General features: G+C 31.0%; 21 protein-coding genes and 1 tRNA gene. 10 read left to right on the top strand and 12 right to left on the bottom strand.

Annotation, left to right across the window (positions count from 1 at the left end; genetic code table 11):
• Positions 1–4: 4 nt before the first annotated feature.
• Positions 5–727 (bottom strand): DUF4290 domain-containing protein, encoded by a 723-nt coding sequence (locus ACMDB5_RS00740; protein ID WP_413999132.1) that lies wholly within the window; start codon positions 725–727, stop codon positions 5–7.
• 91 nt (positions 728–818) lie between these two features.
• Positions 819–1,103, bottom strand: coding sequence for a DUF493 family protein (locus ACMDB5_RS00745; protein WP_413999133.1), 285 nt, complete (start codon positions 1,101–1,103; stop codon positions 819–821).
• 150 nt (positions 1,104–1,253) lie between these two features.
• On the opposite strand from ACMDB5_RS00745, the gene ACMDB5_RS00750 reads away from it, so the two are divergent.
• The 5 genes from ACMDB5_RS00750 to ACMDB5_RS00770 all read left to right on the top strand — a co-directional run bounded on the left by ACMDB5_RS00750 (position 1,254) and on the right by ACMDB5_RS00770 (position 5,860).
• Positions 1,254–1,793: an AAA family ATPase gene (locus tag ACMDB5_RS00750; protein WP_413999134.1), complete on the top strand. Its 540-nt coding sequence runs from the start codon at positions 1,254–1,256 to the stop codon at positions 1,791–1,793.
• A gap of 73 nt (positions 1,794–1,866) precedes the next feature.
• Complete coding sequence (locus tag ACMDB5_RS00755; protein WP_413999135.1) at positions 1,867–3,762, top strand: ATP-dependent DNA helicase RecQ; 1,896 nt, start codon at positions 1,867–1,869, stop codon at positions 3,760–3,762.
• Complete coding sequence (gene fmt / locus ACMDB5_RS00760) at positions 3,762–4,709, top strand: methionyl-tRNA formyltransferase (RefSeq protein ID WP_413999136.1); 948 nt, start codon at positions 3,762–3,764, stop codon at positions 4,707–4,709. Before ACMDB5_RS00755 ends, fmt begins: the two co-directional genes overlap by 1 nt.
• A gap of 179 nt (positions 4,710–4,888) precedes the next feature.
• Positions 4,889–5,161, top strand: coding sequence for an HU family DNA-binding protein (locus tag ACMDB5_RS00765; RefSeq protein WP_072939393.1), 273 nt, complete (start codon positions 4,889–4,891; stop codon positions 5,159–5,161).
• 138 nt (positions 5,162–5,299) lie between these two features.
• The gene (locus ACMDB5_RS00770) at positions 5,300–5,860 is read left to right on the top strand and encodes a YqgE/AlgH family protein (protein WP_413999137.1); all 561 of its coding nucleotides are present in this window, start codon (positions 5,300–5,302) and stop codon (positions 5,858–5,860) included.
• 4 nt (positions 5,861–5,864) lie between these two features.
• On the opposite strand, the gene ACMDB5_RS00775 is transcribed toward ACMDB5_RS00770, so the two are convergent.
• Together ACMDB5_RS00775 and ACMDB5_RS00780 are read right to left on the bottom strand one after the other, a co-directional pair.
• Positions 5,865–6,698: an aminotransferase class IV gene (locus ACMDB5_RS00775; RefSeq protein WP_413999138.1), complete on the bottom strand. Its 834-nt coding sequence runs from the start codon at positions 6,696–6,698 to the stop codon at positions 5,865–5,867.
• Positions 6,699–6,753: 55 nt separating this feature from the next.
• Positions 6,754–7,146 carry an START-like domain-containing protein gene (locus tag ACMDB5_RS00780; RefSeq protein WP_413999139.1) on the bottom strand — a complete coding sequence of 131 codons (393 nt, stop codon included), beginning with the start codon at positions 7,144–7,146 and terminating at the stop codon, positions 6,754–6,756.
• Between the two features lie 154 nt (positions 7,147–7,300).
• Between ACMDB5_RS00780 and ACMDB5_RS00785 the strand changes: the two genes are divergently transcribed.
• Positions 7,301–7,374: transfer RNA gene (locus ACMDB5_RS00785), tRNA-Met, on the top strand.
• Between the two features lie 93 nt (positions 7,375–7,467).
• Here ACMDB5_RS00785 and ACMDB5_RS00790 read toward each other — a convergent pair.
• The 5 genes from ACMDB5_RS00790 to ACMDB5_RS00810 form a co-directional block, all read right to left on the bottom strand.
• The gene (locus ACMDB5_RS00790) at positions 7,468–8,739 is read right to left on the bottom strand and encodes a tyrosine-type recombinase/integrase (RefSeq protein WP_413999140.1); all 1,272 of its coding nucleotides are present in this window, start codon (positions 8,737–8,739) and stop codon (positions 7,468–7,470) included.
• Positions 8,736–9,239: a hypothetical protein gene (locus ACMDB5_RS00795; protein ID WP_413999141.1), complete on the bottom strand. Its 504-nt coding sequence runs from the start codon at positions 9,237–9,239 to the stop codon at positions 8,736–8,738. Before ACMDB5_RS00795 ends, ACMDB5_RS00790 begins: the two co-directional genes overlap by 4 nt.
• Positions 9,240–9,378: 139 nt before the next feature.
• A complete protein-coding gene (locus ACMDB5_RS00800) occupies positions 9,379–9,708 on the bottom strand; it encodes a hypothetical protein (protein ID WP_413999142.1) in 330 nt (109 codons plus the stop codon).
• A 2-nt stretch (positions 9,709–9,710) separates the two neighbouring features.
• Positions 9,711–10,067 carry a hypothetical protein gene (locus ACMDB5_RS00805; RefSeq protein ID WP_413999143.1) on the bottom strand — a complete coding sequence of 119 codons (357 nt, stop codon included), beginning with the start codon at positions 10,065–10,067 and terminating at the stop codon, positions 9,711–9,713.
• Positions 10,064–10,921 carry a hypothetical protein gene (locus ACMDB5_RS00810; RefSeq protein ID WP_413999144.1) on the bottom strand — a complete coding sequence of 286 codons (858 nt, stop codon included), beginning with the start codon at positions 10,919–10,921 and terminating at the stop codon, positions 10,064–10,066. The genes ACMDB5_RS00805 and ACMDB5_RS00810 overlap by 4 nt, the downstream gene beginning before the upstream one ends.
• A 171-nt stretch (positions 10,922–11,092) precedes the next feature.
• On the opposite strand from ACMDB5_RS00810, the gene ACMDB5_RS00815 reads away from it, so the two are divergent.
• From ACMDB5_RS00815 to ACMDB5_RS00830, 4 genes are all read left to right on the top strand, one after another.
• Positions 11,093–11,485 carry a helix-turn-helix domain-containing protein gene (locus ACMDB5_RS00815; protein ID WP_413999145.1) on the top strand — a complete coding sequence of 131 codons (393 nt, stop codon included), beginning with the start codon at positions 11,093–11,095 and terminating at the stop codon, positions 11,483–11,485.
• A gap of 169 nt (positions 11,486–11,654) precedes the next feature.
• On the top strand, positions 11,655–12,554 hold the full coding sequence (locus ACMDB5_RS00820; RefSeq protein ID WP_413999146.1) for a toprim domain-containing protein: 900 nt from the start codon (positions 11,655–11,657) through the stop codon (positions 12,552–12,554).
• A 227-nt stretch (positions 12,555–12,781) separates the two neighbouring features.
• Positions 12,782–13,174 (top strand): plasmid mobilization protein, encoded by a 393-nt coding sequence (locus tag ACMDB5_RS00825; RefSeq protein WP_413999147.1) that lies wholly within the window; start codon positions 12,782–12,784, stop codon positions 13,172–13,174.
• Entirely contained in the window at positions 13,159–14,433 is a 1,275-nt protein-coding gene (locus tag ACMDB5_RS00830; protein ID WP_413999148.1) for a relaxase/mobilization nuclease domain-containing protein, read from the top strand. Before ACMDB5_RS00825 ends, ACMDB5_RS00830 begins: the two co-directional genes overlap by 16 nt.
• Positions 14,434–14,452: 19 nt before the next feature.
• Here ACMDB5_RS00830 and ACMDB5_RS00835 read toward each other — a convergent pair whose 3' ends face one another.
• Genes ACMDB5_RS00835 through ACMDB5_RS00845 form a run of 3 tightly spaced genes read right to left on the bottom strand, consistent with a single transcriptional unit; the run spans position 14,453 to position 19,680 of the window.
• Positions 14,453–16,486, bottom strand: coding sequence for a hypothetical protein (locus ACMDB5_RS00835; RefSeq protein WP_413999149.1), 2,034 nt, complete (start codon positions 16,484–16,486; stop codon positions 14,453–14,455).
• Positions 16,473–17,540, bottom strand: a complete 1,068-nt coding sequence (locus ACMDB5_RS00840) for a hypothetical protein (RefSeq protein ID WP_413999150.1) — start codon at positions 17,538–17,540, stop codon at positions 16,473–16,475. Before ACMDB5_RS00840 ends, ACMDB5_RS00835 begins: the two co-directional genes overlap by 14 nt.
• A complete protein-coding gene (locus ACMDB5_RS00845; protein WP_413999151.1) occupies positions 17,521–19,680 on the bottom strand; it encodes an AAA family ATPase in 2,160 nt (719 codons plus the stop codon). Before ACMDB5_RS00845 ends, ACMDB5_RS00840 begins: the two co-directional genes overlap by 20 nt.
• Between the last annotated feature and the right edge of the window lie 94 nt (positions 19,681–19,774).

Raw genomic sequence — 19,774 nt, forward strand, 5'->3', positions numbered from 1 at the left:
CTCCTTATTGCTGATTATTTTGTTTTTTTGAAAAAGGTTTTTGTTTAGCCGTTTTTAAGTTTTTATTGCTTTGGATTTTTGGTGGTCCAGCCGGCGCAATTTTATTGGATATACGCTTATTGGTACGTAATAAATCTGTCGTGTTTATAAGCTCTTCCGTACTTTGACGCAAGTCTAATTTACCGCTAGATAATTCATACAAATGCTCAAAAATGACATCATCTTTCACCGTGTCTTTGTTCCAACTTAAATAGGATTTCTTCATGTGATTTGCAATCACTTTCACCAAAGCACTTTTCATTTCGCCTTCATCCCACTTATTGGCAACATCAATCATGTATTTGATATTGTTACCATAATACCTGTATTTAGGAAAGTTTTGAGGGTAATTTAAAACATCCGGCTTCAATTGCAATACCTCACGGGAAGGTATTGGATATGGCGATTCAACATCCAACTTAAAATCAGACATAATAAAGAGCTGATCCCATAATTTATGCTGAAAATCAAGTACATCTCTCAAATGAGGATTCAAACTCCCCATTACTTGAATGATATACTTTGCCATTTTATTTCGCTCTTCCGCATTTTCAATTGCAGTCGCCTGATCAATTAATTTTTGCAAATGACGACCATATTCAGGAATAATTAAATGCGGTCTTTCGGCATTGTATTCCAAATGATGAACAACATCGTTCGCAATTTCTTTCTTGTATTTCGAATTCATAGGTGAATTTTATTTTGATTCTGTGTCACAGCTAAACTTGAAGAGCAATAATCCTAAAAATTCGAGTGCGCATCAAAAAAGCACATTACAATTATAGTGAAATAATACCCTTAATAACGGAGACTTCTTGGTATTTATTAATTACTGCTTGAGAATCTTTCATCTGAACATCAACAGATATACTGGTAAACTTACCTGTTCTAGACTTTGTTGTTTTAATAACGGCACCCATACAATCAAAAGCCAACTCAACACGTTCGATATTGTCATTTTCGGTAGGTACTATAAATTTAAATAGATATTCGGCTGGCCAAGTAGTACTCGCATCCAGCTCTGCTTTTAATCTATCATAAAATTCTTCGGTATTCTTATCCATTTTTTATTTAAAAATAATAGCAAAGATACTGTTTCAAATGTAATTTGCGAATTATGAATTATTATTTTTTTCAAAAACAAAAGTTTTAATGGCAATCATTTTTTCAAATTCCAATTAGTTTGAGTAAGTTTGCGCCTTATTTTCCAAAAAGTGCAGAAAGAAATTATAGTAATTATAGGTGGACCGGGAACTGGAAAATCCACAATCATAGATGGATTAACGGCAAAAGGCTTTTGTTGTTATCCTGAAATATCCAGAGAAGTAACTTTGGAGGCAAAAAAACAAGGAATCGAACAATTATTTCTTGAGAAGCCTTTATTGTTTAGCGAACTGCTCCTAGAAGGACGAAAAAAGCAATTTGCCCAAGCATTAAACGAACCTCACGATGTTGTTTTTATTGACCGAGGCATTCCTGATGTTTTAGCATACATGCACTATATTGGAGACAGTTATCCTCCTTCGTTTGATGCTATTTGCAGAGAACACACCTATTCTAAAATTTTCATTTTACCACCTTGGGAAGAAATTTACGTTAGTGATGAAGCTCGTTATGAAAATTACGAACAAGCTAAATTAATCCAAAGTCACCTTATAGAAACTTACAAAGGTTATGGATACAACCTTATAGAAGTCCCAAAAGATACTGTTGATAATAGAATTCTTTTTATATTAGACGAAATTTCTAAGTAATTTAGAAATATTGGATTCTGAATCATGAATCATCGATTTGTAATTCAAAATTTGTAATTCAAAATCAAAATTGATGTCTGAAGCATTACAAATTCTCCAAAAATACTGGAAACACGATACTTTTAGATCGCTGCAAGAAGAAATAATAGATTCTGTTTTAAGCGGTCAAGATACCTTTGCCTTGATGCCAACCGGTGGCGGGAAATCAATTTGTTTTCAAATTCCTGCAATGATGACCGAGGGAATTTGTCTGGTAATCTCGCCTTTGGTCGCTTTAATGAAAGACCAAGTTGCCAATTTACAAAAGCGAAACATAAAGGCAATTGCATTGACTGGCGGTATAAAATCGGACGAAATGATTGACTTATTAGACAATTGTCAGTTCGGAAATTACAAATTTCTCTATCTATCACCGGAACGATTGCAATCTGACTGGATTCTGGATCGAATAAAAAATCTTCCCATAAACCTAATAACAATTGACGAGGCACATTGCGTTTCACAATGGGGACACGATTTTCGTCCGGCTTATTTAAAGATTTCGAAACTAAAAACCCACTTCAAGAAAACTCCTTTTTTGGCATTGACTGCTACTGCAACTCCAAAAGTAAAAGAAGATATCATAAATGAATTAGGTTTACAAAAGCCTCAATTATTTCAAAAATCCTTTGCGCGTACAAACATTGCTTATATGGTTTTTGAAGTTGAAGATAAACTTTTTCGAATAGAACAAATTTTAAAAAAGAATCCTCAATCTTCGATCATATATGTCCGAAACAGAAAATCATGTTTGGATATTTCGTCTCAACTGCAATCCTTAGGATTTAAATCAACCTATTATCATGGTGGACTTACATCCAAAGAAAAAGATAAAAACATGCAACTTTGGATGCAGAATCAAGCGCAGGTAATTGTAGCTACAAATGCTTTTGGAATGGGAATTGACAAAGCCGATGTAAAAACCGTTATTCACATCCAATTACCCGAAAATATAGAAAACTATTACCAAGAAGCGGGTCGTTCCGGTAGAAACGGCGAAAAAGCTTTTGCCGTATTACTAACCAGCCCTTCGGATATTATTCAGGCAGAAAATCAGTTTATCGATATTCTACCCGATAAAAAATCCCTCAATGAAGTTTACGTCAAACTATCTAATTTCTTCCAAATTGCTTACGGAGAGGGAATAAACGAACAGTTTTCTTTCAATTTAAATCAATTCTGTTCAAAATACAAGTTTCCCGTACTAAAAACATACAATGCCATGCAGTTTTTAGACAGACAAGGAATCATTACTTTATCACAAGAATTCTCTGAAAAAATAACTTTACAATTTATTATTCCATCAAAAGAAACACTGCGTTACATGAGTTTAAATCCGAAGGATGAAGAAATCATTTTGACTATTTTGCGCACCTATCCCGGAATTCATGAAATGCTGATCCCTTTTAATCTAGAATTAATTGCAAGAAAATCAAATCATTCCGAAGCTCAAATACAAGCCGTTTTACAGAAATTAAAAGAAAAAGAGATTATTGAATACCATTCAAAAGGCAATGATTCCAAATTAACTTTTAATGAAGTAAGAGAGGACGAAAGAACAATTAGCAGAGTTTCAAAATATTTAGAAAATCAAAATTCACTAAAAAAGGAACAACTCAAATCAGTATTGAATTACATCAGCGAGAAAAAGACTTGCAAAAGTAAATTGATATTGGATTATTTTGGAGAAAAAACAATAGAAGATTGTGGAATTTGTTCTTATTGCATTACTAAAAAGAACAAAAAGACAAACACTAAGTCTCTTGCAAAAGAAATCATTTCCTTATTACAAACGGAAGATTTAAATTCCAGAGAGATACAAAACAGAACCAATAATCAGTCAGAGGATGTTATCTTTGTGATTCAGCAATTATTGGAAAACGAAAATATCGCAGTAAAATCGAACAATAAATATACCTTAAAACCATAATGGAGAAATTACGAATTGTATTTATGGGAACGCCGGAATTTGCCGTTGGAATCCTAGACACTATAATCAAAAACAACTACGATGTAGTAGGTGTTATTACAGCTGCAGATAAACCAGCAGGACGCGGACAAAAGCTAAAATACTCGGCTGTAAAAGAATACGCTTTAGAACACAACCTAAGATTATTACAACCCACAAATTTAAAAGACGAATCGTTTCTGGAAGAGTTAAAAACCCTAAATGCTAATTTGCAAATTGTAGTAGCGTTTAGAATGCTACCAAAAGTAGTTTGGGAAATGCCAAAATTAGGAACCTTTAACCTTCATGCTTCACTCCTGCCCAATTATCGTGGTGCCGCACCTATTAATTGGGCAATTATAAATGGAGAAACAAAAACCGGAGTAACCACTTTTTTTATCGATGACAAAATTGATACCGGTGCTATGATTTTGAGTTCAGAAACCGATATTGATTCTAACGAAAATGCAGGACATCTACACGACCGATTAATGGATTTAGGAAGCACGACCGTGGTTGAAACTTTAGCAATGATCGAAAAGGGCAATGTAAATACCATTATTCAGGAGGAAGATGCTAATATAAAAACAGCCTACAAGCTAAACAAAGAAAACTGTAAAATCGATTGGACAAAATCGGCGCTGGAAATTAACAACCTAATAAGAGGCTTGAGCCCCTATCCTGCGGCATGGTGTATTTTTTCTGATAAAAATGAAGAATGGAACGTAAAAATATATGACACAAAAATAATTATTGAAAGCCACACCCATGAAGTTGGCAGCATTATTTGCACCAAAAAAGAAATGAAAATTGCAGTTGAAAATGGATTTATACAAGTTTTAAGCTTACAATTTCCTGGAAAAAAGAAGATGACTACATCGGAACTATTAAACGGAATCGCTCTTTCTGAAGCCGCAAAAGCCTTTTAAAGCCAATAAAAACGTGACTTACCTATAAAATACAAGAAATATCGATTGTTTTATGAACAAAAAAACCAAGTTATCAACAAAATAAATTAAAAATAACGAAAACACTTGCAAGGAAGGGATTTCCTTCTAAATTTGTGTATTGACAATTTTTTTTAACCAACATTTAATAACTATTTATTATGAACAAATCAGAATTAATCGATGCTATCGCTGCTGATGCAGGAATTACAAAAGCAGCTGCGAAATTAGCTTTAGAATCATTTTTAGGAAACGTAGGTGGTACTTTGAAAAAAGGCGGAAGAGTATCTCTAGTAGGTTTCGGATCATGGTCAGTTTCTCCAAGAGCTGCTAGAGACGGTAGAAATCCTCAAACAGGAAAAACGATTCAAATCGCTGCGAAAAATGTTGTAAAATTCAAAGCTGGTGCTGAATTAGAAGGGGCAGTAAACTAATTAAAAGTTTCAAAAACCTAATATAATCTAAACCTTCCAGATGGAGGGTTTTTTTATACACTTAAACGATTATATTTGGTTTATTTTCATACTTTTTCTTAATTTTATGATATATTTATTTAAAAAAATTACAGCACCATGATTTCAGAAAAATTAAAAAAAGGACAACTACTTATAGCAGAGCCTTCTATAATTGGAGATTTATCATTTAATAGATCTGTAATTTTATTAGCAGACCATGACAAGCAAGGATCAGTAGGATTTATCATAAATAAACCATTAAAATATACGATTAACGACATCATTCCTGAAATCAATGCCAAATTCAAAATTTATAATGGAGGCCCTGTAGAACAAGACAATCTATACTTTATTCACAATATTCCAAAATTAATTCCAAACAGCATTGAAATATCCAATGGTATCTATTGGGGAGGTGATTTTGAGTCTGCTAAGAAACTCATTAACAAAGGAGAAATCAAAAAAGACAACATTCGTTTTTTCCTTGGTTATACAGGTTGGGATGAAAATCAACTAGAAACAGAAATGAATGAAAATTCATGGATTATCGCAACAAACAATTACGAAAATAAAATCATAGGCAAATCAGCAACCCATTTCTGGAAAGAACAAATCATGGAATTAGGCGGCGAATACCTTATTTGGTCTAACGCCCCAGAGAATCCATATCTAAATTAACCCTCTAGTTTATAGTCTCGTTTAATTTTAGCAATAATTCCATTGCCAAATTAACACCAAACTCTTTTTTTCGGTATTTAGTTATTGGCTGTATTCCTTTTATAACGTTTGTAACAAACAACTCATCTGCTTTCTGGAGGTCAAATGGAGAGATTACAGCTTCAACAACTTCTATTCTATCCACTTTTCTTGCCAGTTCTAAAATTTGCTTTCTCATCACACCATTCAAACAACCTTCTGAAACTGGAGGAGTAATCAGTTTACCTCCCAATAACATGAAAATATTCCCTTGAATAGCCTCTACTACATTCTTGCTATCATTCAACAACAAACAATTATCTAGTCCATTTTCGTTAGCAAATACACTTGCGGTAATATTCAAAATTCTATTGGTGGTTTTTATAGAAGACAACAATTGTTTTGTAACATAGAAATCTTTAAACAAATCTACTTCATATTCCTTTTGGTCAAATGAATACAGCGCATTTTCCAAAGCTATTGCGTTAATCAAAAATGAAATAGTATTAGTCATTGGCAAATAATAACCTCCATCATTTCTGAATACAGTTATTCTGGCACGAGCCGAATTAGATAATCCGTTGTTATTTACTAAAGAAAGGATTTGTTCCTCTAAATATTCCATGGTGAAATTCATAGGAATTTCCATTCTAACGACACGCATGGATGCCATCAGCCTAAAATAATGATCTTCTAAAAAAAGGATTTTAGAATTTACAATTTTCATCGTCTCAAAAACGGCATCGCCGTATAAAAAAGCACGATTCTCTGTCAATACATTTGTATCCTGAGATACAATAGTCCCATTATAATTAATCATAAAAAAAGCCCTAAATTTTGTTTAGGGCAAATATAAGTCATAAAATAGAATTTTACTATACTGATCCAATAAGATGTTTAAGATCTAAAATTTGATTTTCCCACAGCAATGTCGCTTCATTAAGTTCGTCTTTATCTGCAAAATCAACCACCATTAAAGAAACATCTTTAGTCAACTCATCCACTAAAATATGCAACTCAAAAAAATAATCGGTATCTTTTCCGTTTGCGTCTACCCATTTAAACTTCACTTTCTCCCCAGATTTTTTAGAGGCAAGTCTAGCCTTCTCTTCCGAATCATTCCATATAAAAGTATAAAATTCACCACGAGAGTTTACATTATCAGCAAACCATTCTGACAAACCCGAAGGGGTTGATATATACTGATATAACAATTGCGGAGAAGAATTTATAGGGAACTCGATTTCGTAACGTACTTTTTGATCCATGTGCTACAATTATTTTTTTCGAATATATAGATAATAAGCCCGAAAAAAAAATCTTTTTAAAAATATTTTTTTTTCTTTAAAATATGCTTGCAAGCTTTAATATAATGTCTATATTTGCACCCGCGTTCAAGGGCGGTTATCCTTGAAAACATTTGGCGAGGTAGCTCAGTCGGTTAGAGCGCAGGATTCATAACCCTGAGGTCACGGGTTCAACTCCCGTCTTCGCTACAAGAAACAAACCCTTAAACATCAATTGTTTAAGGGTTTTTTATTGGTATGAATTCAGAAAAAAAGATAGACCAAAAGAAAAAAAGTGAGGAATTAGAGTGAGGAATCTGATCCAAATATTTTTATTTCAACTGCCCCTTTTTCAACTACTGATAAAATTTGAGGATCAATATAATATGATTCTAATACCTTTGTAGTCGAATGTGAAGTTAATAACCCTGTTTCTTTTTGCATTACTTGATGTACCCAAGTAATATATGTTTTCCTTAAACTCTTCAAACTTATCTCTTTTTTGATACCTGCTCCATTTTTGTAATGGGTGAAAGATTTTGAAAGCGAATCCATAATTGTTTTTGATTGGACTTTTCTTTCAGGTAATAAAATAAAATCGTTAGTTTGCTTTTTTTCATGATAACCCATCTCTATTAATAGGTCAAACAAATCAGAATTTATTGGAATGTACTTATATAATCCATCCATATTGAGGCTTCGTTCCACTTTTAGATTTTGAATTCTAAAAAATTTCACCCCACTAACTGATACATAAATATCAGACCATCTTAAATCAACAATTTCCTCTCGCCTTCCTCCAGTTAACAAAAACAATCTAAAGCCATCTTTCAAATACGGTTTAAACATGTTTTTTCGCTCTCCCCTACCTCCAAGAACAAGGAAAGGACTAAACGTATCAACCGCATCAAGAATTGCAGTAAACTCTTCTTTGGTGACAGAATCAATATTTGCTTTTCGTATCTGTTTACGAGAATATTTCCTAAAAGGATTCTTCATTTCAATTTCTTCAATATCAATGAGAAAATCAAAAAAACCTTTTACTCCATTCATACATTTATTAAAAGTTTTCGGGCTATAATGACTATCAGCCCAAGAATAAAAATTCGATACATCTTGTCTACTAACATCTATAATTCTAGTCGATTCAATGTTTTTATTTTTTTTTAATGTCTTAGCAAAATATTTACAAAATCGTATTAATTCCTTACGGTGTTCATTAGTAACGTTCTTTTTAAATTGAGCGTATTCACTTTCACCATTTAGATAATGATTATACTTTATTATAGAGTCAATAACTGAATAGTCATTCCCATGTGTTGAATCAACAACTATTGTTTGATAATTTGTGGCTTCTAAGTATTTTTCAAAATTAATAGCTTCGATAACAGCATCACTATAGACCTTTGATTTCAATATTTTAGACTTTACACTCTTTTGGGTTCCTGGGATATGAACTCTTACTTTATACGAAAAGCTTTCAAAATGTTTACATTTAGGATTATCTACTTTACATTTTTTACAATAAATCTTAATCCCTTTATATTTGTTCTTTGGCAGTACTAACTTATTCATTTCATTAAGTCATTATATAATTTCTCATCCCCTGCATTTCTTTTCACCTTGGTGGTTGGGCCGAAGTCAAACTCGCCATCTAGTTGTAAAACCAAAAGATCATACACATCTTGATCTTTAACCAGATTTCTGTATATTCTTTTCCATTTTGTTGGATATTTTAATCTTAAAGATCTCACAAAGGGTTTGTCGATTTCACATATGACTTCAATTGTGTAAACGATATTTTGTTTTGAAAATCTATGAATTAAAATACCATTTCTTTCTAGCCATCTTTTAGCTGTTCCTTGATTTGCGATCTTTAGTTTAGCAGCAACTTCTGGGATTGTCAAAATTGATAAACTATTTACCTTCTCTTGTTTCTTTTCAGTATTCGCTACTACTTCCCTAGACATTCTTTTCAGCTGTTCAGAAGTTAAAGATCCCTCCTCAGCCTTTAATACTTTCAAAGCTTTCTCGATTGTGCTTTTACTTTTTTCAATCTTTTCTCGATTTCTCATTTTTATATTCCTCTCCATTAAAAAAAGACCGTTACTGGTCTTTTTTGTTCAACAATCATTATCACTTTAAAGATAAAATACATTTTTTACTTCACCCCAAGCAAAATATAGTCAGGATATTTGACATCAATGAACAATCTCATGCTTCTTTTCTTTTCAACAGCAAATCTCGAGATTTATCCAAAAACTCCGCTTCCTCGAATGGCAAAAGTTGTAATGCTATCTCTAACATGCTTCTTATATTAGTTGGTGGATTAGGTATTAAATTAGAAAATGGTTCATCCGTATCAAGTGTCATAATTGAAACCTTAATCAAATTAGCAACCGTAAAAAGCAAGTCCAAATATCCTTCTACTCCTATTTCAACATTATACATCTCTTTTTTGTGCATAGCTGGTTGGAGAGTTTTAAAACCATTTTTCGCCAGTTCTTGAAATTCCTTTAGGTCTTCTGTTTCATTTGTTTGCATAGTCATTCTTTTTCAATGTTTTTTTTAGTCTTATTCACTTCATCATCAATAAGTAATTGATAAACTTCATCTAAAACCTCTAACTCTCCATGTGGAAATAATTGCAATGCTAGTTCTAGTACTGACGAAACATCTATGTGAGGATCTTTTACCAAATCTGTGATATATGGCCCATCGGATTGGGTAATATAAGCGCACATTTTTATTAAATTACAACCAAGTCTAATCATATCTGAATATCCTGAAACTTTAATTTCAAGGATATGTCCTGCATATATGTTTTCTGCAGGTGTAAGGACATCAAAATGATAAGAGGCAAAATGCTTAAATTCTTCCAGAGTTTTAATTTCACTTGTCATGACTTTTGTTTTTTAGGTTCAAGATTTCCCAAGCGTTCCAATTCTGCGTTAACAAGTTCATAGGCTCTTTCACAAAAAAGATTACATCTTTTCTCTAAGAGTTCTGTATGTAAAAAACTGGAAGTTTTTAGATTAGCCCAACGAAGAGAACTTGGATGCATTTTTAATAAATCAAATAGCTTTTTATCTTCCTCTGTTTTTCTTGGAAATATTTCAGAAGTGAGCGAAGTGAATATTTCGCAGATATCAAAAAGATAGCCGAGTGAAAAATGATTAGGTTGATATCCTAAAAACACATCTATAAGTCCTAGACAAGTTTCCTCTACAGCTATATGCAGCATTGACTCTTGAATTAATTCAGTATTATTTCCATCAATTTGATTTTCACTTTCTAAAAAAGTTGTGGCAACTATATTTCTATTTTTCCAATGCGAGCGAATTGAATCTAATTTACGTTTTGGAATTCCATCAAAAGCAATATTGGGAGGAACATTCACATGTTCATACACCGTTTGGGATTTAGTTAAAACCTCATAGAAAAAATATAGTTTATGAGGAGTAAGATATCGTACTGATGTTGCTTTATGCATTAACAAAGTAACTGTGTAACGTCCTTCCGTTTTAGTTTTTATAACATCACTAATATCAGCAACTGCATTTATTATAATTTCATTGGTAAAAACCAATAAATAAAAATGTGTATGCTCTTTGTGTTTAGAATTAGATTCTTGAAATGGATTTTGTATTGCTTGAATCTGTTTTTTTTCTCCAAAGCAGTAAATACCGCTTGTGCTAATACTCTCAACAATAATGTTGCTAACCGTTTGTAATCCTGAATTGTCAATCGCTTTCATAATTTTACTTTTTTAGTTAATACTCGTCTGAAAAATTGTATTTTTGTCTAATACACAGCAAGTAAGCAATTGATTGTACTGTACCGAACTAATCGAAATTGTATCTTACAAAGAAGTACTTGTTTTTTACCAAAATTGATTTTTTAAAAGAATTTTAAATATCTTTGAACTATGGACACAGCTACAAAACCAAAACATATTGGCAGAAATATCAGCCGAATTAGAGAACTAAAAGGTATGAAACAAGAAGCATTGGCTAACGCTATTGGCGTAAGTCAACAATCAGTTTCTAATATCGAGGCAAGTGAGACAATTGAAGAAGAAAAGTTAATAGAAGTTGCAAAAGCTCTTGACGTAAGTGTAGAGGCTATTAAAAATTTCTCTGAGGAAGGCGTAATTAATTACTTTGCCAACTTTTATGACAACAGCTCTAATCATGGAGCAATACATGCTAATAATTGCACGTTCAATCCTCTTGACAAAGTGGTAGAACTTTATGAACGACTAGTTCAAGTTGAAAAAGATAAAATAACTTATTTAGAAAAATTATTGAAGGATAAATAGTTTAATCCTAATACCACATGGATACCCAATAAAAGAGCCTCGCAATTATTTGCGAGGCTCTTTTATTATACAATCGTATCCTAGGCAAAATATGGTTATGATCGTTTAACCATTTTCTATTTCTTAACTTCGGATTTGACCGAAAAATGAACTAGAAAAATATGCAGATATGGATTTCAGAAATAAAACACTTTCCACCGTGGAAGCCAAAAAATTAGACATTGTCAGTTACTTGTCTTCGTTAGGATACCAGCCTTTCAAAATTAAAAATGTGGATTATTGGTATTGTTCTCCTTTAAGAAAAGAACATACACCCTCTTTCAAAGTCAATCAAAAACTTAATTTGTGGTTTGACCATGGACTAGGCAAAGGAGGCACTCTTATTGATTTTGGAATACTATATCATAGTTGTACTGTTAGCGAATTTTTGCAAAAACTTTATAGTAATTTTTCTCTTCAACAGCCAACTATTTTACCTTCAAATAAAAGTATTTCTACCGAAAGCAAAATCAAAATACTTGGGGATTTTCCAATCACTTCTCCTTCGCTATTGCGATACCTCGAAGAAAGAAAAATCCACCTCGAAATTGCAAAACAATTTTGTCGTGAAGTTCGCTACGAGATCAATGGCAAAACTTATTTTGGAATAGGATTCAAAAACGATTCAGGAGGTTATGAAATTAGCAATCCATATTTCAAAACCAGTAGCTCGCCAAAGGATATTACGACCATAAATAATGGAAGCAATGAAGCAAATGTATTTGAAGGTTTCATAGACTTTTTAACCTTTAAAGAGACAACCAAAAACCTTCCCGAAAAAGGTCAGGATTTTGTTGTTTTAAATTCCATTGCATTGTTTGAAAGAGCACGCCCATTTATGGAAAAACACAATATAATCAACCTTTATCTTGACAGGGACATATCGGGAATAAATTGTACCCAGCGTGCACTTTCAATGAATCCAAAATACAAAGACGAAAGTAGCATTTACGAAAACTATAAGGATTTTAACGACTGGATCATGAATGCTTCAAAACCTCCCAAAAAGAATTTAGGCCGTAAACTATAAAAAAACACCCGCTACTTATTTACAATTTTGAGGAATGTAACCTTTTTTGAAGATCTTAAAAAACTAAAAGGCTGAAAGACCTTGAAAAGGCTATAAAGTTACAACGTTCCTGTAACGGCCAGATGAACGGTTGTCGGACAACCGGATCTGGCCACCTTATGCCTCGGAACTCGGCGGTGGAGACATTAAAAATAAAAGAGTTTGATAAACAATGAAAATGAAAGATGATGGAAAGAGAAAATTCAAACAGATCACGCAGAATCACACTGCGCCTAACACCCGAAGAATACGCAAAAATCGAGCACAAATACAAAAACAGCACATGCCGTAAGCTGAGCGATTATGTTCGCAAGCATCTATTTGACAAGCCCATTACTACAACTTACAGAAATCAATCCTTGGATGATTTTATGGAAGAAACAATAGTACTTCGCAATGAGCTGAGTGCAATCGGAAACAATGTCAATCAGGCTGTAAAAAAGATGCACACCCTGCAACAAATTCCTGAATTCAGGGAATGGGTTCTAAGATACGAATTGGAGAAAAGACTTCTTTTCAATAAGGTAAATGACATTCAAAATCACATGCAAAAAATCACGGACAAATGGTTACAATCATAAAAACAAGCCATTCAATCCGTAGTATTTTAAACTACAATGAGAACAAAGTGAAAGCTGGTGTTGCGGAGTGTATCGGTGCAGGTAATTATCCCGTTGATGTAGATAAAATGAGTGATGCTATAAAGCTAAATCGCTTTATAAAACGACTTGAATTAAACGAAAATGCCAAACGGAGCAGCGTTCATATTTCACTGAATTTTGACCCATCAGAAAACCATTCCAAAGAAAAACTAATGGCTATTACCAATACCTATATGGAGAAAATCGGGTTTGGAAAACAACCCTATTTGGTGTACCAACACCACGATGCGGGACACCCACATGTGCATGTAGTCTCTATAAATATTGAATGGGATGGTAAGCGAATTGACCTCCACCATTTGGGCATAAGAAAATCAGAACCCGCAAGAAAAGAAATTGAAGAGCTCTTTGGACTGGTAAAAGCGGAAGGAAGAAAAAAGAAAGAGGATTTTAATTTGAAACCAATTTCAATGAGCAAGGTGCAGTACGGAAAGATTGAATCCAAGAAAGCTTTAGCCAATGTTTTAAATATGGTTCTCAATGAGTACAAATTTTCTAGCCTTCCCGAACTCAATGCGGTATTAAAACAATATAATGTTTTGGCTGACCGTGGCAGTGAGAATTCAAAAATATTTTTGACAAATGGATTGGTATATAGAATACTTGACGAACAGGGAAAGCCAATTGGCGTGCCGATAAAGGCAAGTGATTTTTACTTCAAACCTACTTTAAAATTCTTGGAAGAAAAATTTAAGGTTAATGAAATTAGAAGAATTCCAGACAAATTAAGAGTGAAAAACATTATTGACAAAGCTCTGCTAAGAGATCGGGTAATATCCACAAACGAACTGGTAAAGTTATTGGAAAAAGAAGGTATTCACAGTGTGTTTAGAAGAAGTTCCCAAGGTCAATTATATGGCATAACGTATATTGACCATACGACAAAAAACGTTTTCAACGGAAGTAGCCTAGGGAAGCAATACAGTGCAAAAGCAATTGAAGAACGTTGTGAATTAAAGATTGCTGGTGAAGAAAAAAGGAATCAGATTTCTGAAAAACTCCCTCATCGAGAAATATTGATTGATGATCTTCAATATCAAAAAGACAGCCTTTCCATTCCTGATTTGGTAAAAGCATTAAATGTGATTATTCAGGCGGAATATTCTTCAGATTATATGCCTAATCAATTGAAAAATACACGAAAAAAGAAAAAGAGAAGAGGATTATCCAATAATTAAAGACAATTTTCAATTAATCTTACTTTATTTTTGATTTTAAAAAATCTATTTGTTCTTGAATTAATTTATTATAGAAGTTTTTTTCATTGGATTCTATTTCTGATAACATTTCCCCAAGTTTAATTCTAACTATTGGTTCGTCAATCAATGATATAATTCCTCTGTGATATTTTAACTTATCTTGGTCTAATTGGTATGATGATAAAGAGGCGCTTTCTTTTTCATAGATTCTTTTCTCATTAAGTGTATTATTTAACCACTGAATGGTTTCCTCAATTTTACTTTTTGCAAAATCACCAATAAACCCATTAGACATGAAAAAATTATCTATTAATAATTCATGAATATTTGCTCCAAAAGTTTTTCTATTGTTCTTTTTTTGTATTGCTTTTCCATCTACAACATCTAAAAATAATATATTATTATTTGGTATGTCTGATAAAATGAAAGGAGAATGGGTTACAAAACATATATTGATAGACTTTATGTTTTTAAGTTCAATTCTACTAATACTATCCAAAAAATATTTTATGAATGACTTTTGCATTTCCGGATGAAAATATAATTCTACCTCTTCTAAAACTATATTTACATTTTTATATTTTATTTTTGGCCCGTAAACAGAATCAAGATTATACAAGTGGTACAACAAAGAACTGACCATATAAATTTGCTGTTTTTCGCCAGAACTTAAACTCCTAAATTTAATAGGGGTATTTTCTTTTTTTGAAATTAATTTAATTTCCATTTCAAAAATTGGAGGAGGTATTAATTCTAATATTGATTGATCACGTTTTCTATTTTTTTTTATCGATTTTGAAAGGTCATCTATCGGAATAGCTTTTACATCTCCTTCAAAATTGATGTAGTCATCTTTAAGATAATTTAAAACTTGTATCAATTTAAAAGTAATATGACTTGTATCTTTTTTTAGCTTATCTATGAAAAATTTAAAAATAGAAGGATCAAATTTTTGATGTTTAGGAAGTAGAAAATCACGGTAATCTGCATACTTTTTACAAATACTAATTAATTTGTATAAAATATACATTTCTGCATGGTTATATCTTTTCTGGCTAAATAATTCGATATTAAAATTTGGAACGTCAACTATTTCAAACATTAATAACTTTACTATATCGTTTCGCTCATTTTTAGTAAAAACTCCTAATTTATATAACCTTTCTATATCGTTTCCTTTGCTATCTTTTTCCCAATATGAAACTTCCTTTTTCTTTGTTCCCAATTTAAATTCTATTTCAGAAGCAATTAAATTATCTCCAAACTTTCTAAAGTCAATATTGTTCTTAATTCTCGGCCTTAATAAATTCGCTAAGAGTCTTTGTTTTACTAAATTATTTTCCCGATTAATATCAAAATTACCTTCAGTACGCATTGGATTTAAAACCAATGGAGTTTGATATGAATCATTTTTATGGAATAATTCTTTTAACCAATCAATAAAAATGTCCTGCTTATAATAACCAAATTCAAGACTATTATATGCATAATGAGAATAATTAACTGCTTCAGTGTAAAATAATTTTGTTAATCTAAAGTTTTTCTCCTCGGAATGTTCGTTAATAACACCATTTGGTTTAAAAGAGAAAACTTTAAACCTTTCATTGTTAACTATTATTTTGTAAATTTTGTCCGTTTGATAATATAATTCAACGTGTAATCCATCAACTATCTTTAAATCAGCCATAATAGTCTTTAAGAAACTGCCGGGATGCCATTTATAATTGCAAGCAATATTATTAATTGCTCGAAATAGTAACTCAATTAAAGAACTTTTTCCCGATCCGTTTTTGCCTACAATTGCGCTAACATTAACATTGATTTCATCTTTAAATCCTTTTATATTAAATAAATTGCTTGGATAACCTTTATCATTTGCGTTACTAATTGTTTCAAGTCCATCCTCATTTACATCTATTTTGTAATCAGAATAGAAATAATAAATTTCCTCCTTTTTTAAAATTTTAGTGAATCCAGAACTACACTCATCTAAAGCTTTAACAGCAATAATCTTAAAATTACTCTTTTCCATTTTTTATTATACCTAACTCTATTAAAATATCTTTTTTCATTTTACTTAAAGGTCTTTTTTCAAATTTTGCCTCTTCTAGATAAACACCAAAAGCCAACCTGTATATTTCTTCTTCAGAAATAACTCCTTTATATAGGTTTGATAGATTTTGCAAATAACTTTCGGAATATGTATCTCTAATTTTTCTTAAATCAATAATTTCATCTTCATGTGTTTTGTATATCTCCTTAATTTTAAAAGCATCAATAGTGTTTTTGGCTTTTGAACTAGAATGCGTCATACTAAACCCGTATGTATCTAGGGATTTATTGTAATAACTGAATTTTATTTCATCATTTATAATTTTTTCACTATCTATATAGGGATGAAAATGTTCATCAAGAGATAAATCAATAGTTCCTTTTACTGAACTATTGCATACATGACAACTTGGAATTAAGTTGTGAAAGGATAATGCCAATAATGGATATTTGCTTTTAGAATACCAATGATCAAATTCTGGACGAGTAATTTTATTTGGATTAATTACTGTCCTCGTATATAATCTATTACAATATGTACATGTGCTTATATCAAGATTACTAGATAAATTATATGCAGAATAATTTTTCGATGTATCAGTGAACACGTCGTAATTAAATATATTTTTAATTTGTGTAAAAATAGAATCGTATCTATTAAAAATATCTTTTTCTATGAAGTTTCTGTCGTCTTCCTTCTTTTTTTTGCATTTCAAATATTTGTCTAATTCTAAATCGTTGAACCCCAAAATAAAATGCTCAAAAAAAATATTTTGTCTATTTTTTAATTGAATTGGTTTATTGACAATAATATTCTTAAGATTAATTTTTAAAAAGCTAATAATATCTTCTTTAACAGCAGTCCTTAATTTGCTAGTTTGTTTACATGTTAAACATGAGTCATTATTATGATCTTTATTTTCACAATCATAAGTTATACCGTAGATCTTTTTATTTACTAAACAATATATAGCTTTGGAGTGCTTATCTAAAGCATCTTTGATCTTTTTATCTTCAGGATTTATATAAATCATCTTTTTTTTGCATTAAAAAGTCAATCTCGTTTTGAATTAATTGTTCCTGTAATTTCTTACTATCTTTCAATTGTTCTAACATTTCAGCTAACTTCATTTTTATAATTTGTTCGTCAATAATTGATATTATTTTTTCGTGATGGTTGTATTCATCATCATTAATTGAATAATTACTTCCAAAATGTTCTTTCTTTTTTAATTCACCATTAATCCAGTTAATTGTAATTTCAATCTTTGCTCTAGCAAACTCACCAACGAGCGCTTTATCTTCACTACCAATAAAAAAACTGTCTGATAACAAATCAGTGATATTTGCACCAAAGGATTTTTTTAATCCTTTAGATTTATCCACTATTGACGTTATTTCATTATCTTTTTGTAAGTAAATAATATTTGAATTTGGAATATCAGAAACAGTTAAAGGATCATGAGTTGTAAAAATGATTTGCAATACTGGGTTTTCTCTAGTTTTTATATAGTTTTTTGAAATTTCATCATATACTTTAGGCACTATTTTGGAGAATAAAATTGGTAATGTTTTTACAATTGCATTTATAAATTTTTTCTTCCATAATGGGTGAAAACCTAACTCAGGTTCATCAAGCAATAATAAATAGTTTTCATAATTTGTATGCTGATGTGATTTATTTTTTTCAATATAAGAAAATATTGAAGCATAAAAATCAATTAATGCTTTCTCACCTGTTGATAGTTTTTTATTAGGGGAAAAATCAAATATTGAAATATCCATCGGAGAATTTGGGATCGAATCTAATAAAGATTTATAGTTCTCAATTAAGTTATTAAATATATCAACTTCATTATTCTGCAAATTAAATACTAATCCTTCTTTATTGGTCGATATCTTTGAGGATTGACATAATTCAACTATAAAATCATAAAATTCAAGAATTGCATAAAAACTAATGACATCATTTTTCATTCTATCACGAATTGGTTGAACATCAGCCCCACCCGTTTTTACCCAAGTATCATTATTAATTATTGAAATTATTTTTTCTTTATCATAAACATTAATACCTCCTAGATCAGATGTTATTTTTTCCGTTAACAATTTATATTCATTGATTAAATACATTTCTAAGAAAAAATTTAATCTTTCTTTGAAATTTCCAGTATTACCAATATTATTAAAATTCGTTCCACCTCCTAGTCCTGTTTGTGGAAAAACTGCTCCAAGTAAAAGATAACTAAGTAAATTAATTTCTAAATTCTTTATAAAATCATTTGAATTATGGATATAATCATAGCCTTCTTTATCTATATACTTATAGTCTTCTAAATCCCAAATTTTATTAAATTGCTCTGTAAAACTTTCACTTTCTAAAAGATTAACATTATTCTTTAGTAAATCGATTACTTCTTTTTTTGAGAAACTTTCTTTATGAAAAGTAGGATTCTCCAACTGCATAATTTGACCATCTATTTCGTGCTTAAGAGCATCTCCTCGGTGAGGATTACCAAAATTTGCCTCTAAGTAAATTTGTCGAAAGTTTGATTTTCTGTGTTTTTTTGCGGTGACCTTTATTTTATCATAATAAGGAAAATCAGTATAAACTTTTTTTATGTCCTTTATGATATCATCATTTAAAAGAAAAATATTTCTTGTTATGGAATCTAGATAATAATTTTCAAGACTGTCATTAAAATAATTTACTAATGATATTGGTGAGAAAGCAGATTTTAAATCATAATCAAGGACTGGAGAATAAAAAAGAGGTTCAAAACTTTTGTTTGTGATTACTTCTAAAACCAAATCAATTTTGTCAAGTACATTTTTAATAGTTTCATTTACAACTTTGATTTTATTCTCATCACCCGTTTCAATAATATAAACTAGCTTTTTATTACCACTATCCATTGGGTTATTTAATGCTCTTAAAATTGAAGTTTTACCAACTGCATTTTTACCAACAATTGCCGTTATTAATGCAATATTATCCCCCCAAAAGTTATCGATAAACTTATTTTCTTCTCTTTTGATTATGATAATATCAGTATCTGTTTCATTAAAAAAATAATTGTATTTACCACCTAAATTAAGTGTTTGACCTTTATGGCCTAATCCAAAAACATGGGGTAAAACCCCCTCCGGTATATATATCGACCCTAGTGTCATATTTTTTTTTCTATATAATTCAATACTCTTAACTGTAAAAAAACGTTACTATTAAACGATCTAAAAGCTAAAGGTTTTTTAATGATGTTTTTCC

This window comes from Flavobacterium sp. W1B, from assembly GCF_047344965.1.
In the GTDB taxonomy this organism is placed as follows: domain Bacteria; phylum Bacteroidota; class Bacteroidia; order Flavobacteriales; family Flavobacteriaceae; genus Flavobacterium.